We start from the raw sequence: 14580 nt of genomic DNA, 5'->3' as shown, positions 1-14580 counted from the left end.
TTAGTGTGCGGCGCTGTGACATGGCACGGGACTGGTCAGATAATCGTGGTTTTACTGGTCAGGGCTTGAGGGCTATCCAGGATCTCCTGAATGGCATCCTTTGCCAGATCGGGCAGACTAGGGTGTCCTGTTGCCTGCCTGTAAAAACTCTCGATTTTATAAACGTCACCGATGAGTGAAACGAAGCTACTTTGCATTTTCGACGCGGCGCGCTTACCCGCGCCAGCCTTGCCCAACGAGGCCATTTCCGCAATTGCTTCCACAAAATGCTTCAGCGCTTTCGCCCGATCCCCTTGAACGAGTGCATCCAGCCCGGATACGGCCTCTTTTGTGAACAGCACAACACTCAAGGCAACGCCCACCGGCGGGAATACGAAACTCAGTGCGGTGACGGCCGTGACAACGCCGTCAAAAATCAGCCCAAAAATGATTTCGGCCATGCTTTGGGTTTTTTCATCAACATCGGAAATTACTTTGTAAATCAACTCGCTATAGCACGCTTGGAAGTTCTCGATTCGAGCATAGCGTTCAAGCGCAGGAGCCTCGGTAAAATTGCTTCGTAGTTCGAGTTGGTCTAGATAATCTTTGACCTTGGTTTGATATTTTTCCTCAACTTTTTCATAAAAATACCGACCATAACCGCGAGATTTCACCGCGTCGACAAACTCGGAGAATGGCCAGAGTTCACGACCATCCGGTGCGTCGGGGGCGAAGAGATATTCTTCGACATGACTGCCCAGCTGTATCCGAAAGACGAACACGCCTACAACCTTTGCTCTCTTGATGTGCAAATTGCACAGCGCGCTGTAACCAATTTGAGAAATATCTTCCATAACCGCTTTGGGTGGATGCTCGCTATCAACGTCCGCAACTACATCAAGTAACTCAGGTAATGCTTGAGCACTTAGTTGTCCACTGAAAAACGCCTGCATGACCGCTATATACATTTTTCGCTTCAAGATCGCCAAATACAGACGGCGATTGAAGGCGCCCGTCACATGCTGTGGATTCAGCTGAACAGTGCGCAACATATCAATGTACTGTTCGCCCGGCCGCAGCCTCTTCGACCAACTGGAGATATTTCGAATATCCAGCGCATCGAGCGGCGGATGACCACCCGTGACAATGAATCTCGGATATTTCGGCTCGCCGACACGGTCGGCATAAAAAGATACTTCACCAACGATCAACTGAGTCAAGGTCAGTTGTTGGTCTTCGCTGATCTCAATCCGGATCTGATCTGGATTGATCGAAACATAGACGCCTTTTTCCGACAAATGCTCTTCAACAAGCCTCTTGATGAGGTCAAAACAGAATTGTTCGTACGAAACAAATCCACCCTGACGCACGCTCACTGCTTGCAATGCCTGTAGTTCAGTATTAACGCGAGCAAACAGCTGACGCTGGACTGCAGTGGCCGAGCGATAGGCATAAGGTGTGACACTTTCCTCCTGCGCCACAATCCATGCACGCTGGTTGTACACCAGATTCAACATCACTTCCGAGCCACGGTAAGAAGTAGGCCCCACCTCCACACCTCGCCACAGTGAGGGTAACTGCAAGACCTTGTTAAGATGACTGGAAAGGGCCTGCCGATCCATTGCATGAGACTGCCACGCGAGATAATCGCATCCTTTTTCGGTCGCGGTCCAGCTACCGATTTCCAGACTCAGGCTGCGCAGATCCGGCAGTTCGCGCCATTCGCGATCGATTGGAGCGCCCGGCGCATAGAGAAGCCAGCCACCCTGACCTGGCTGCTCAGAACCGATGACGACGAGATCCTTAAGTGGCCGATTGTTAGTTCCGGGCAACTCCAGTTTCAGGCAACTGACAACGAGCCCCGCCTCACCTTCGACCGCGCGCCGAACACGCTCAAGATTGGTTTGATTGAGATGTCCCTGAAGCCGCGCCGAAAAAGCGCTCAGTAACAGCTGCTGTTTTACGAAAGCCGCCATGGCCTCGATGACAGTGCTTTTTTCGTAAGTCTTGCGCAAACTCGCACCGTAATCAGCGCGTAGATCTGAAGTGTCCATGGAGTTTTCAAGCCATTGCTGGTTCATTTGCGCAGGCACACCCTCCCCCACGCATTCCAGTCGGGCGCGTGACGATTTGTCGTGCAGCCCATACAGCGCAAACTCAGTCAGACTCCGTGAGTTGTCCTGCTGAATAGTGTGCGGGCCTTCTTTGAAAACGTACTGTGAACGAACGGTGATTTGATCAGGATTCAATACCGTACCGAAATCGAGCCTGATCGAATCAGCAATGACAAAGCGCGCATACGACTGGAGATCGGTCAGGTGCTCCAGTTGTCGTTCGAGATGCAGTCGACTGGCAACAAGCTGTTGTTCTAACTGCGCAAACTCGAGCTGCTTATCACCCTCGGCATTTCCCAGCCACTTTGCAGGTTCTTGCACGTTCGCCAAAATTCGCTTATCAAACAAGTTCATTCAATGCCCCTGAGTTACTTCAGAACACAACCAGCCGAATGGCAGGTCAACGGGCAAAAATTACTTCAGTTGGCGAAAACAGAAAAACCGACAAGCAATTCAAAATATGGGCAAAGCATGCAAAACGTCTCAATAACTTCTAGCCGCTGTTAGCACGCTTTATTTTTAACTCAGCACGCCTAACAACTTTGCCTTCGCGACCGCCTGAGTCCGGCGTTCTACGCAGAGCTTTACGTTAATACGTCGAGCGTGAGTCTTTACCGTGTGTAACGAGATAAACATTTCATCGGCAATCTGTTGATTCGAATAACCAAGGGCAATCAGCTTTAAAACTTTCAGTTCGCGCTGACTCAACAAAGGCAAACTGGCGGAGTTTTCAAAATCCGCATGATGAGCCGATGGCAGCGCCACCGTTTGCAGCATCTCGGCCCTGCGCAGACTCAACTCTTGCAACGCCTGACGGCACTGAAAATCCGCCGCCAGCCGCAGCCCCTGTCGCAAGGCTTTATCGGCTTCATCCTTACGGCCGGCGAGCCACAAAAGCTCGGCGATGACCAGCTGCAATTCCGTGTGCAAGGCGTTCATCGCGCTGGATTGGGCCTGGTTCATCCTGCGCTGCAACTGCGCCAGGTGCTCAGCGTCCATCGGCGAACCGGCAGCGCGAGCAAGGATCAGCAGGTATTCAATTCTCGGGATGAGCAGCACGGTTGCTGGCGGAGCCTGCACAGCTTGAGCTCCCTGGTAATGACGCAACACGCGGCTCAGCGCTTCACAAGCGAGATCCTGACGTTGCTGTTGCAACCAGAAATGGCTGCTGACCTGCAGCAACACACCGCGATAGACCGTGTCGGGAATCTGCCGCTGCTGCATCAAGCGTTCAGCCGCCCGGAGCCGATTGAAGGCCAGCTCAAAATCACGCTGATTGGCCGCCAATTGCGCCTGTCCCAAATAGCCGTACAGCACTCGTTTGTCGTGGCTGCGCAGGCAATCATTCAGGCCACTTTGAAACAGTGCCGCCGCGCGTTCGTCCAGCCCCTGATTAAGTGCGAGGCGCCCGCGCAGCAGCGCGATCCTGCCGTGCAAAGGCGTCAGCCGCACAGTGTGTTCGCGAAGCAATTCATCCATGTTGCTCAATAACGCCTCGGCCCGTGCGCTCGCACCGCGCTGTTCGAGCAGGTGCGCATGATCAAGTTCGAGCAGGCCTTCGAAGACCAATGAATCATGCGCCCGCGCCAGGCACAGCGCTTGCCGGTTGAACGCCTGCGCCACGTCGAGTTCACCGCGCAGAAATGCCTGCTGAGTCAGCCCCGACAGGCACAGCAGTCGGGTCGGCCACGTCTCGGGCGCCAGCTCGGCAAGCGCCTGCTGAAAGTGTTCCTGCGCGGGCTGCATCTGCCCTTGCAAATGCAGGAGCCAACCCTGTTGCGCCTGCCAACGGGCAATTAACTGCCGCTCGGATTGCGCTGACGGTTGTGGCAGGAATCGCGTCATATGCGCAATGCATTGTTCTGCTTGTTCAAACCGTCCGGCAAATAACAGCGCCCCGGTAAACAGCCCGACCAATTGCGGCGAACTCAAAATCAATTCTTCGCCCTTATGCTCGTGCAATTGCAGCAACAACACCACGGTCTGCTCTTCAAAAAGATGCTCGAAACTGAAGTGCTGCAACAGGCTGACCGCCACTTCGAATTCTTCGGCGAGCAGCGCTTGCTCGAAGGCCGAACGCCAATCCTTGCCGACGGTAAAAAACTGACAGGCACGCCGATGCCAGGAACGGCTCGCCGGCCATTGCTCTTCGCGCATGACTTGCGCGAGCGGCGGGAACACTTGCAGCCATTCAGCCGATTCGTGCCACGGCTCGATAAAGCAGCCCAGCGTTTGCAGCGTGCGCAAGAGTTGCGCACCCTCGCCGGCACCGAACAAGTGCTCGCACAGTTCGGCATTGAATCGCGGCAGATGCGCCAACACCCGCCAGGCTTCAGCCAGCTCCGGCGTAAGGCTGCTGAAGAGTTCGTGTTGCAGATAATCGAGCAGCGTATCGACCCGTTGTTGCGGTTGCAGACTTTGCGTCCAGTCGCACTTTTGCAGCAGCGCCATGCGCACCCCGGCGCACCAGCCGCCGGTGCGCTGGACAATTCGCCCGGCCACACTGTGGGCCTGCTCTGCCGTCAAATGCGTCAACGCACAGGCGATTTCGTCTTGGGTCAGAGCGAGGGTCACGCTTTCAGATTCATATAACTCATCGTCGAGCAGCAAACGCGGCCAGTTGCATTGCGGACGTCGGCGCGTGCCGATCCACCACGTGAGTGCCGGGCTGCTGACCGCCAGCAAACGATCAAGCAACGCATCCAGCGCCGGATCGGGCAGGCGGCAGTAGTCATCGATAAACAACCAGGTCGGCTCAGCCCAACGTGCCAGCGTCGCGATCAACCGCGCCTCATCCACCCGCTCGGGCAGTCCCAAGGTCTGCGCCAGACGCTGGCAGAATTCGGCGGGACTGAGCGTTGCGCCAGCCAACGGCAACCACCGCACCTCGCACGCGGGCGGCGCCTGAAACAGACATTCAGCAAGCAATGCACTTTTGCCGCTGCCGGCCGGCGCGCACACCAGCCGCACCCGCGCCACGGATTCGAGCAATGGCGCGCTCAAACGCGTACGCGACTGATGATGGGAAGAAAGCCTGGGCAGAAATCCGCGGCGATCCAGGCAGGGCGTCATGGCGGTCATCGAGTGAGCCTTCTTATCGTTGTGCACTCACCCTAGCCCGCTCCGGGCACCTTGTTGACGAGTATTCAGCGCGCTGATTGCGGCCCATAAAAAAGGCGACCGAGTGGTCGCCTTTTGCCTTGCCGATGTATCCGGACCGTTACCGAACGCCCTCGGCGCGCAAGGCCGATGGCGTGTAATCCGCCGCCTTGGCTTCGAAGCCGAATTCGTAACTGTGTTTCTCTTCGTTCTTCATGCCCAGGGCAATGTAGCGACCGGCAATGATGTCGTAGAGCGCTTCGAGGGTGTAAGCCTGGGCCTGATGCTCGTAGTGATATTCAGAGTGACCTTCGGCCACGCGCCACAGTTGACCGCGACCGTCATAGTGATCGACCAGTGCGACTTGCCAGCTGTCCTCATCGATGTACATGTGGCGCTTGGCGTAGATGTGCCGCTCGTTCGGTTTCACCGTACCGATCACCTCCCAGACACGGTGCAGTTCGTAACGGGTCAGATCCTGATTGATGTGCCCGGCCTTGACGATGTCGTCGTATTTCAGGCTCGGCGAATCGAGTTTGTAGCTGTTGTACGGGATGTACATTTCCTTCTTGCCGACCAGTTTCCAGTCGTAGCGATCCGGTGCGCCGGAAAACATGTCGAAGTTGTCCGAAGTACGCAGGCCATCCGCCGCCGTGCCCGGGCCGTCATACGCCACTTGCGGCGCCCGACGAACCCGACGCTGGCCGGCGTTGTAGATCCACGCCAGACGCGGCTCCTTCACCTGATCGAGGGTTTCGTGCACCAGCAGCACGTTGCCGGCCAGACGTGCCGGCGCGGTCACCGACTGTTTGAAAAAGGTCAGCACGTTGGCGGCTTTTTCCGGGTCGATATCCTTGATCAGTTGCGGCACGGCGATCTCTTCTTCGAAGCGGATCGGCGTGAAGCTGCCGTTAGTCTGCGGGGTCACCTGAGTGATGATGCGTTTGACGTTGCCGCCGTGGTAACGGGTGATGTGGTTCCACAACACCTCGACGCCGTTCTTCGGAATCGGGAAGGCGTAGTAGCGATTGCCGGTGAAATTGGCCAGGCCGTTACCGTCGTTGATCGTGGTCACATTGAGCGCACTGCGCTTGGCCGACTCGTAGATTTCCGGCGGCACGGCGACGGTGCGGTGAGTGGTGTAGACCGGAATTTTGTAGGTTTCAGGGTAGCGCTTGAACATCGCCACCTGGCCTTCGGACAGCTTGTCTTTGTACTTGTCGACGTTGGCCGGGGTGATGGTGAACAACGGTTTCTCGTTGGCGAACGGGTCGGCGAGGAAACCTTTGCTGTCCACCGCGGCGGCGTTTTTCGGAATGCCGCCGGTCCACGCCGGAATCGAGCCATCGGCGTTGCCGGCCTTTTCGGCGCCGAGCGGGGTCAGGCTGGTGCCGAGTTTGTTCGCTTCATCCGGCGACACCGCCGCCATCACGTTGGCCGCCAGCACACTCAAGGCCAGCACACCACATTGCAGAATCATTTTGCGCATTGCAGTCATCCTTCTCGGGCAGATCAGAAGTTCACGCCGAAGCTCAGGGCCACGAAGTCACGGTCTTCGAGGACGTTGTAGTCACCGCCAAAAAAGTCGGTGTAACTGAGGCTCGCGGTGTAGGTGTTGCGATAGTCGGCATCGACGCCGACGCTGATCGCTTTCGCGCCTTCGTTGAACAGGCCGTTGGGCCCGTAACCGGCGACGTCATGCGACCACGACAGGTTGGGTTTGAAGTTGATCCCGCCGACCACGTTGGCGTAATCGAGAATCGCCCGGGCGCGGTAGCCCCACGAGGTCGAGGTGACAAAGCCGTCGGTATCGCCGCCGAAACCGTACTGGCCGTACACCGAGTCGCGGCCATAACGCAGTTGACTGCGCGACTCCAGTCCGCCGACGTGCACCACCGCCGCTTCGCCGACCACGGTCAGACGTTCAGCGCCCAACACCTGATCGAAGAAGTGCGTGAGGGTGCTCTGCACTTGCGTCACTTCTTTACGGCGATAACCTTTGTTGTCCGCGCCCGGCGACGTCGCCAGTGGCGAGGCCGCACCGCCGGCAATCGGGTTGAGCAGCGCCAGCGTCAGGTCGTTGGTGTTGACCTGCACCGGCGCGTTGGGCCGGTAGCTGATCTCGCCAGTCCACGCGGTACCGGTGGGCAAAGTGGTGGAGAAACTCGCGCCGTACAAGCGAATGTCTTCCGGGTATTCGAGGTAGTACTGGCCGCGTCCGAGCATCACGCTCTGCGCCAGACCCGCACCGCTGCCCGGCGCCAGACCGTTGGCAATACCGACCATGCCCGGCAATGCCGCCAGTGTCGAAAGCCCCGCCGTGGTGGTGCCCACCGTTGGTGTGCGGCTGTGGTAATTCATGAAATAGAGGCCGTACTCGGTGTCGTCGCCGAGCCAGCGCAGCGCTGTGCCCCACTGCCCGGAATCCCGCGCATCACGGTCGCCACCACGGGGTACCACCACGCCTTCGCGCGTCACTTGAATGCCCTGACCGAATGCCTGAGTCAACGGCACAAACGGTGCAATTGCCGGGCTGCCGACGGTGTAGTTGTTGTTGCAACCGTCCGCCGCCACGTCAACGCCGAAGAAGGTGCCGCAGTTGTCGAGAACGGTTTGATCCCACTCCAGTTGATAGAAGCCCTCGACCGTCAGTTGATCGGTCAGACCTTGCGAACCGAACAGCATGTTCACCGGAATCAGGCCTTCCTTGATCTCGGCCCCAGGACGACGAAACGCGGAAACGTCGACCGGGTTGATGCTGTTGATCGAGTTGCCGATGAAAGTACTTTCGCCCCAGCTCACCACCTGCTTACCGGCGCGCACAGTGCCCGGCAGATCGGCGATGGAATAGTTGTGATAGACGAAGGCATCGAGAATCTGCGCGCCGGAAGACTTGGCGCCTTCCTTGCGACCGCTGTCGCTGATCTGTTTGAACTCGCGGTCTTCGTCCTTGAGCTCGAAGTCGTACCAATACTTGCCGCGCACAAACACACCGGTGTCGCCGTACTTCAGTTCGAGGTCGTGAATGCCTTTGAAGATTTTCGAAAAGGTCTCGCCCTTCTTGAAGTTCAGGCGCCCGTCATCACCCGTGGAAGATTGCCCGGTACCGCCGTTGACCGTACCGACCAGCGACTTGTCGGCATCACGCATGCCCCAGCTCGCCCCGATCGACAAGGACGAGTCGAACGTCCCTTCGATTTCGCCGATGTTGAACGAAACCGCCTGCGCCTGGGCACAGCAACCCAGAGCCACCGCAGCGGCCAGCGCTTGCGGTGTGAAGATGGCGCGCATTGTTGTTTTTGTCATGCGTCTTCCCCGGTGAGTGACAGAAGGCCCCACCCTACTGCCGCCACCACCGGACGATAAGCGCACCAAGGAGGTATTCACGCTGTCGCTCGAAAGGATGAATGCCCGCACAGCACGGGGCTTTGCGCGATCCATGGGTGAGCTGGATGGACGATCATCAGCGCAGCGCATGGTGCATGCCGGGGCACAGCGACTGTTGCATGCTCCGCAACAGTGCATGTCCGGAATCGCTATTTTTCCTACAGGCCGAACTGCTTATTCTGAGCGGGCTTTCACGGGATACGCCGAAAAGCGCCGAAGCACTGGCCATGAGCAACGCTGGCCATTGCTGACAGATTTCAGATGAATCGACGTGGTCGGTTTATCGCCCCGGTGTTCACTGACGTTGATTTGTAGCTCCTTGATCCAACGTCTTACCTTGGCCGCTGCGTTTGCAGCGGCCTTTTTTATGCCTCGGGAAAAGTCACTGCTTCGTCCTACGCGAATTTTCCGAAAGGGACATCGGAAATTTCTTTCTGCGTGTAACGAATTAACCGGCGAAATTTCCTAAGTAGTGAAATCTCACTCAACTCCGCACAACTTGACTTACGACCTTATCGGAAACATCCGATAAAATTCCGTTGTAACTTGAAACGTATCAAGCAATGGCGAGTGACAGAGATATCATCTTTCGACCTACAGCAAGAGCGCGAATATCAGAAATTACTCAAGGAGATGTGGTAATGGGCACCATTGAGCAAATCGTAAAAAATGAATCTTTGGATGACATCGTCACCGTATTCTCGCTGTTCAACGCGAATCCGCATCTGGACATGATGATCAGACGTTATAACCGAGAGCTGATCTCCGAATACGGAGCTTTGGAAATGGCATACGCGCGCCTTCTTGCTGCTGGTGTATTGGCACACGGCGACAAAGGCTTGGCAGCCAAAGGCCCAAACTGGAAAGCCCCAAAATTCATGATAGAAAACAGATACTCCTAACCGGACCATCAAGCCTGAGTTTGATGGTTCTTTTCTCAGAACGAAGACTTCTGTAAATGCGCCATCAATTGTCCAAGCGCCTCCATATTTATCTCAAAGATGCGCTCACTGACTTTTGATTTTTAGCTCCTTGATCCAACGTCTTACCTTGGCCGCTGCGTTTGCAGCGGCCTTTTTTATGGGCGCCGTTTTGCCCACCTCTCCTGCATTCATCAGGAAGTTTTCCCATCAGTTGTAGGAAATCTCTTTTTGACCCGCTGATGCCAAGCTTTTAGTCGGGGCTAAAGATTATTCATACAAATACGCGCGTCATTACTGACGAACGATGCAGATATGTCCGTTCAAAAGCTGATGTAGGTTAATCGCTCCGAAAATCCGAAAAACTTGCAGCGAGTAAAACGAATGTTGGAACAAGATTCTGTTAAAGCCGCAGAGACAAAAATCGAAAGAAAAGGATCTGCTGCCGACCTCATCATGCTTGCGCGTCTTGATGCCATCCTGGAGTGCAAGCTTGCGATGACCGACACCGATCGCCGGTACTATGCGCATGCGATTCGAATGATGGAGCGATTCAGAGCGATGGGGCTTGCTGACGACTACATTCCCAAAAGCAATCCGTCGCTTTGGAATAACGTCCATTCGGCCACACTTGAAGATTTCAAACTGGGTGACGATGAGGCATTGCGCTACACCGCCGAGGCGATTGACGCTGCGAAAAAGCAGGAGCTGGAAGCATTTGAATGCATCAGCAGAATCAAGAGTTCGCCTGCAAAACTAGAGCAGGCTGTCAGGCAAGAAAATCTCAGGGATTTGTTATCAGTGTTGGCAATCGGTTTGGCATTTCCCGCCCTCGATACACTGTTCGGGCGTTATCGATTTGAAGTCATTGCGCGCGGTGAACTGTGTAAAACATACGAGGAATTATTTCATGAGGGCGTATTGGCTGAGGGCACAGAGGCTGTCGCCATTTCGGGCCCAAATTGGAAACTCCCGGAATTCATAATTGATAAACGGTACGAGGAATAAAAGAAAGAGCCTCGCCACGTCGAGAACGCAGCGAGGCTAAAACGTCCCTTACAGCGAATACTTCTGCAAATTCGCCATCATTTCCTTCAGCGCTTCAATATTGTCCTTCGGATGCGCCGCCCCTTCGAAATCACAAATCTGCTGCCAATGCGCCGCGACATCTTCCGGCGAGAAACCCTCCCGCGGATCGAATCCGGCACCCAGGCTGCGTTCCCAACGCACCTTGCCTATCCAGCCGCCACCTACTTCGAACAGTCCTGAAGTTTCCTGGCATTGCTCGCTCGCCAAGTACACCACCAGCGGGCTGACCAGTTCCGGTTTGAGTTGTTCGAACACTTGCGGCGGGATCAGGCCTTCGGTCATGCGCGTGCCGCCGGTTGGGGCGATGGCGTTGACGAGGATGTTGTTTTTGCGGCCTTCGATGGCCAGGGTGCGGGTCAGGCCGTAGAGGCCGAGTTTGGCCATGCCGTAGTTGGACTGGCCGAAGTTGCCGTAGATGCCGGAGGTTGAGGCGGTGAAGATCACGCGACCGTAGTTTTGCTCGCGCAGGTGCGGCCATGCGGCGCGGGTGACTTTGTAGGCGCCTTCGACGTGGACGCGGTAAACCAGATCCCAGTCGGCGTCGTCCATTTTGTGGAAGGTCTTGTCGCGCAGGATGCCGGCGTTGTTGACCACGACGTCGACGCGGCCGAAGACGTCGAGGGCGTTTTGCACGAGTTTGTCGCCGTCGGTGACCGAGTCATGGTTGGCTTCGGCGGTGCCGCCGGCTTCACGAATTTCGGCGACGACGCGGTCGGCGGCGGAGGCATTGGCGCCTTCGCCCTGAGCCGAGCCGCCGAGGTCGTTGACCAGCACTTTCGCACCTTGTTTGGCGAATAGCAGTGCGTGGGCGCGGCCAAGGCCACCACCGGCTCCGGTGACGATCACGACTTTATCTTCGAAACGCACAGACTCATTCATCGAGGCAACTCCAGCAGGCCAATGGGACATTGAGTCCGAGTGTCAGGCACGGGGCGTGGTGTCACAACGAACAGGGCTGGGGCTGAATGGTGTGCGATAAGGTTGGGGGATAGTCAGGTTTGAAAAGCACAAGATCGCAGCCTTCGGCAGCTCCTACAGGGGATCGGTGTAGGAGCTGCCGAAGGCTGCGATCTTTTGATCTTCAGGAACAGGCCACTTTGCGCGGCGGCAGCACTTGGCGTTCGCGAAATTCCAGATAGTGCTTAAGCACCTGCACCGGCGCTTCGGTTTGCGGGTAGTGACCAATGCCCGGCAACAGCACAGCGTCGGCATCAGCAATCAACTCGCAATAGCGCTGCACCATGTGTGCACCAGAGATCGGGTCGACTTCGCCATCGATCACCCGCAGAGGAATTTCACCGCGCTGCATCGCTGCGACCCAACGATCACGCTGCACCCGACGCTCCGGAATATAACTGATCAGTTTGTGCATGATCCGTGGCCCCCGATTAGTGTCGACCAGGCTCCAGAAATCATCCAGTTCGCTCTCTGTCGGCCGGGTGTTCGGCCCAAAAATCTGCCGAAAACTTTTCACCAGCGCATCGCGGGTAAACGCGCGGCCGATCATCCAGCCCAATGGGCTAAGCAGCAGTTTCTGCATCAACACCGGCCGATGGGTTTCCGGAAACAGGCCACCATTGAGAAACACGCAACTGGCGATTTCGAGGCGATCTTCGTAATGCCGGGCCAGCAGTTCCTGGGCAACGCTGTCACCGTAATCGTGCGCCAGCACATGCACCGGTTGCTCAACCTGTAGATGCGCGAGCAATGCCTGCTGCAAATCCGCCTGTTCCAGCAAGCTGTAAGTGTGGTTGATCGGCTTGGCCGAATCGCCGAAACCGAGCATGTCGCAGGCAATCACCCGATAACGCTGGGCCAGTGGCTGCCACAGGTAATGCCAGTCCCAACTGGCGGTCGGGAAACCGTGGATCAGCAGCAGCGGCTCGCCCTGCCCCGCCGTCCAGTAACGGATCGGCTGGCCACGAAAGACAAACGTCTGGCTGCGTTTACGCCAGACACACAGAGGAATCTCGGCAAGTGGCATTAGAGTTTATATCCGGGGTCTTGTTTATCGAGTTTGCGCAGCAGCGCTGGCCAGGCCAGCGCGCCACCCATGCCTTGAGCACTTTTGGTGACGCCGGCGATCATCGCTTTGGCGCCTGCCAGAATTTGCGGTTCGATAGCGATGAGCTCAGCACCACCGGTTTGCGCCATCACCTGAATGTCGCAGGTGCGCTGGAAGGTGAACATCATCAAAAAGGTGTCGGCGACGGTGCTGCCACAGGTCAGCAGACCGTGGTTGTGCAGCATGAGAAAATTGTTTTCGCCGAGGTCGGCCTGTAAACGCGCCTTCTCTTCGTGGTTCAGCGCCACGCCTTCATAGCCGTGATAGGCGAGGCTCGACAGCACGAACAACGATTGTTGGCTGATCGGCAACACGCCCTGCTTTTGCGCTGACACCGCGACACCCGAGGCGGTGTGCGTGTGCAGCACACAAACCACGTCGTGCCGCACTTCGTGCACGGCGCTGTGGATGGTATAGCCGGCAGGATTGATTTCGTACGGGCTGTCCATGAGTTTGTTGCCGGCCTGATCGACCTTCACCAGGCTCGACGCGGTGATCTCATGGAACATCAGACCAAACGGATTGATCAGGAAGTCTTCGGTGCCCGGCACCTTGGCGGAAATATGCGTGAAGATCAGATCGTCCCAGCCATGGGCGGCGACCAGACGATAACAAGCGGCGAGATCGACACGGGTCTGCCATTCCGCAGCACTGACCTGGTCTTTGACGTTAAGGGACGATTGGACGGGGGCTACGCTCACTGTATGCACCTCTGCGTTCTTATTGTTCTGCAACGTGTGAGCAGTCTAGTCAGGTGCAGGCAATCACGTAGTTGCATTGGCAGCCAGCTTGATGACTGACCGGGTCAGTCGTGCAAACAGCTTGGATCCATGTCAAAGCAACGACGCCAACAAAGGTGCGGCAAACAGATTGAGCAACCCGGTGAGCACCATCACCAACCCGGCGACAGAGCCTTCTTCACCGCCCACTTCATGCGCGCGACTGACCCCGGCACCGTGCGCGCCAACGCCGAACAACGCGCCACGCGCCAGGGCACTGCGCAGCGGCAACCACTTCAACAGCACGCCGCCGAGCATCGCGCCGAACACGCCGGTGAACATCACGAACACCGCGGTCAACTCCGGCACACCGCCGAGGTTTTGCGCGAGCGGCATGGCGAACGGCGTGGTGATCGAACGCGGTACCAGCGACATCGTCACCGAACTGTCGAGCGCCAATGCCTTGGCCAAGCCGAACGAGGTGCCGATCGATGCCGCACTGCCCGCCACCATGCCGAGCATCAGCGCCGACCAGTGCCGCATCAGCAATCGGCGTTGCTGCCAGATCGGCACAGCAAACGCGACGGTCACCGGGCCGAGCACCAACATCAGCCAATGGGTGTTGCTGGAATATTCGGCATAGGCGGTGTGCAGCGGCACGGCGAGCGCCAGCAGCAGCGCCGGCACCAAAATCAGCGGCGACAACACATAGCGCCCGGTGCGCCGATAAATCCAGCGGCTGAACAGGTACGCCAACAAAGTGAAGGCGAGCCAGAACATCGGCATCCATTCAAGCTTCATGGGAACGCCTCGCGCGCACGGCCAATTCCACGGTGAATGCGGTCACCAGCATCACCATCAAGGTACTGGCGGCGATCACTAGCAAAATCCGCCAGCCGTCATCGCGCAGCAACGTGCCGTAATCCAACAGGCTCATCAGCGCCGGGATAAAGAACAACAGCATTTCGGCCATCAACAAGCCCGCGCCCAATTGCAGCGCCGCCGGTTTGACCCAGCCGAACGCGAAGGCCAGCAGCAACAGTGCCATGCCGATCACGCCGCCAGGAATCGGCCAGGCCAGCCACGCAGCGAGTTGGCAGCCGAGCAGGTAGAGACCGAGCAACACGGCGAGTTCGACGAAGAGACGTGAAAGGTGTTTGAAGCGGGCGGCGTTCATGAGATTGGCTCCTTACAGAAGCCTATTTTAC

12 protein-coding genes are annotated in these 14580 nt (G+C 57.0%); 3 read left to right on the top strand and 9 right to left on the bottom strand.

What is annotated here, in order from left to right:
* Positions 1–35: 35 nt before the first annotated feature.
* The 4 genes from ACIP66_RS10920 to ACIP66_RS10905 all read right to left on the bottom strand — a co-directional run bounded on the left by ACIP66_RS10920 (position 36) and on the right by ACIP66_RS10905 (position 8498).
* Positions 36–2447 (bottom strand): dermonecrotic toxin domain-containing protein, encoded by a 2412-nt coding sequence (locus tag ACIP66_RS10920; protein WP_400647875.1) that lies wholly within the window; start codon positions 2445–2447, stop codon positions 36–38.
* A 165-nt stretch (positions 2448–2612) separates the two neighbouring features.
* Positions 2613–5174, bottom strand: coding sequence for a LuxR C-terminal-related transcriptional regulator (locus ACIP66_RS10915; protein WP_400647872.1), 2562 nt, complete (start codon positions 5172–5174; stop codon positions 2613–2615).
* A 139-nt stretch (positions 5175–5313) separates the two neighbouring features.
* Positions 5314–6681: a DUF1329 domain-containing protein gene (locus tag ACIP66_RS10910; protein ID WP_053117210.1), complete on the bottom strand. Its 1368-nt coding sequence runs from the start codon at positions 6679–6681 to the stop codon at positions 5314–5316.
* Between the two features lie 23 nt (positions 6682–6704).
* Positions 6705–8498 carry a DUF1302 domain-containing protein gene (locus ACIP66_RS10905; RefSeq protein WP_400647870.1) on the bottom strand — a complete coding sequence of 598 codons (1794 nt, stop codon included), beginning with the start codon at positions 8496–8498 and terminating at the stop codon, positions 6705–6707.
* A 101-nt stretch (positions 8499–8599) separates the two neighbouring features.
* On the opposite strand from ACIP66_RS10905, the gene ACIP66_RS10900 reads away from it, so the two are divergent.
* The 3 genes from ACIP66_RS10900 (at position 8600) to ACIP66_RS10890 (ending at position 10507) form a co-directional block, all read left to right on the top strand.
* Positions 8600–8830, top strand: a complete 231-nt coding sequence (locus tag ACIP66_RS10900; RefSeq protein WP_400647868.1) for a hypothetical protein — start codon at positions 8600–8602, stop codon at positions 8828–8830.
* A gap of 390 nt (positions 8831–9220) precedes the next feature.
* Positions 9221–9481, top strand: a complete 261-nt coding sequence (locus ACIP66_RS10895; RefSeq protein WP_400647865.1) for a hypothetical protein — start codon at positions 9221–9223, stop codon at positions 9479–9481.
* Positions 9482–9883: 402 nt separating this feature from the next.
* On the top strand, positions 9884–10507 hold the full coding sequence (locus tag ACIP66_RS10890; protein ID WP_246541611.1) for a hypothetical protein: 624 nt from the start codon (positions 9884–9886) through the stop codon (positions 10505–10507).
* Between the two features lie 48 nt (positions 10508–10555).
* Here the strand turns inward: ACIP66_RS10890 and ACIP66_RS10885 are convergent, their stop codons facing one another.
* The 5 genes from ACIP66_RS10885 to ACIP66_RS10865 all read right to left on the bottom strand — a co-directional run bounded on the left by ACIP66_RS10885 (position 10556) and on the right by ACIP66_RS10865 (position 14549).
* Positions 10556–11467 (bottom strand): SDR family oxidoreductase, encoded by a 912-nt coding sequence (locus ACIP66_RS10885; RefSeq protein ID WP_212549698.1) that lies wholly within the window; start codon positions 11465–11467, stop codon positions 10556–10558.
* Between the two features lie 202 nt (positions 11468–11669).
* A complete protein-coding gene (locus tag ACIP66_RS10880) occupies positions 11670–12572 on the bottom strand; it encodes an alpha/beta fold hydrolase (protein ID WP_400647862.1) in 903 nt (300 codons plus the stop codon).
* Positions 12572–13354 carry a class II aldolase/adducin family protein gene (locus ACIP66_RS10875; RefSeq protein WP_400647859.1) on the bottom strand — a complete coding sequence of 261 codons (783 nt, stop codon included), beginning with the start codon at positions 13352–13354 and terminating at the stop codon, positions 12572–12574. The genes ACIP66_RS10880 and ACIP66_RS10875 overlap by 1 nt, the downstream gene beginning before the upstream one ends.
* A gap of 132 nt (positions 13355–13486) precedes the next feature.
* Complete coding sequence (locus ACIP66_RS10870) at positions 13487–14173, bottom strand: LrgB family protein (protein WP_053117198.1); 687 nt, start codon at positions 14171–14173, stop codon at positions 13487–13489.
* Complete coding sequence (locus ACIP66_RS10865) at positions 14163–14549, bottom strand: CidA/LrgA family protein (RefSeq protein ID WP_159812175.1); 387 nt, start codon at positions 14547–14549, stop codon at positions 14163–14165. Before ACIP66_RS10865 ends, ACIP66_RS10870 begins: the two co-directional genes overlap by 11 nt.
* Between the last annotated feature and the right edge of the window lie 31 nt (positions 14550–14580).

It is taken from the genome of Pseudomonas sp. NPDC088429 (genome assembly GCF_044753305.1).
GTDB classification, from domain to species: Bacteria; Pseudomonadota; Gammaproteobacteria; order Pseudomonadales; family Pseudomonadaceae; genus Aquipseudomonas; species Aquipseudomonas rustica.
This window is presented reverse-complemented; position numbering and strand designations above follow the sequence as displayed.

Coding starts and splice junctions, on each gene's coding strand:
- ACIP66_RS10920 (WP_400647875.1), bottom strand. CDS start 2,447: ATGAACTTGTTTGATAAGCGAATTTTGGCGAACGTGCAAGAACCTGCA.
- ACIP66_RS10915 (WP_400647872.1), bottom strand. CDS start 5,174: ATGACCGCCATGACGCCCTGCCTGGATCGCCGCGGATTTCTGCCCAGG.
- ACIP66_RS10910 (WP_053117210.1), bottom strand. CDS start 6,681: ATGCGCAAAATGATTCTGCAATGTGGTGTGCTGGCCTTGAGTGTGCTG.
- ACIP66_RS10905 (WP_400647870.1), bottom strand. CDS start 8,498: ATGACAAAAACAACAATGCGCGCCATCTTCACACCGCAAGCGCTGGCC.
- ACIP66_RS10900 (WP_400647868.1), top strand. CDS start 8,600: ATGCCCGCACAGCACGGGGCTTTGCGCGATCCATGGGTGAGCTGGATG.
- ACIP66_RS10895 (WP_400647865.1), top strand. CDS start 9,221: ATGGGCACCATTGAGCAAATCGTAAAAAATGAATCTTTGGATGACATC.
- ACIP66_RS10890 (WP_246541611.1), top strand. CDS start 9,884: ATGTTGGAACAAGATTCTGTTAAAGCCGCAGAGACAAAAATCGAAAGA.
- ACIP66_RS10885 (WP_212549698.1), bottom strand. CDS start 11,467: ATGAATGAGTCTGTGCGTTTCGAAGATAAAGTCGTGATCGTCACCGGA.
- ACIP66_RS10880 (WP_400647862.1), bottom strand. CDS start 12,572: ATGCCACTTGCCGAGATTCCTCTGTGTGTCTGGCGTAAACGCAGCCAG.
- ACIP66_RS10870 (WP_053117198.1), bottom strand. CDS start 14,173: ATGAAGCTTGAATGGATGCCGATGTTCTGGCTCGCCTTCACTTTGTTG.
- ACIP66_RS10865 (WP_159812175.1), bottom strand. CDS start 14,549: ATGAACGCCGCCCGCTTCAAACACCTTTCACGTCTCTTCGTCGAACTC.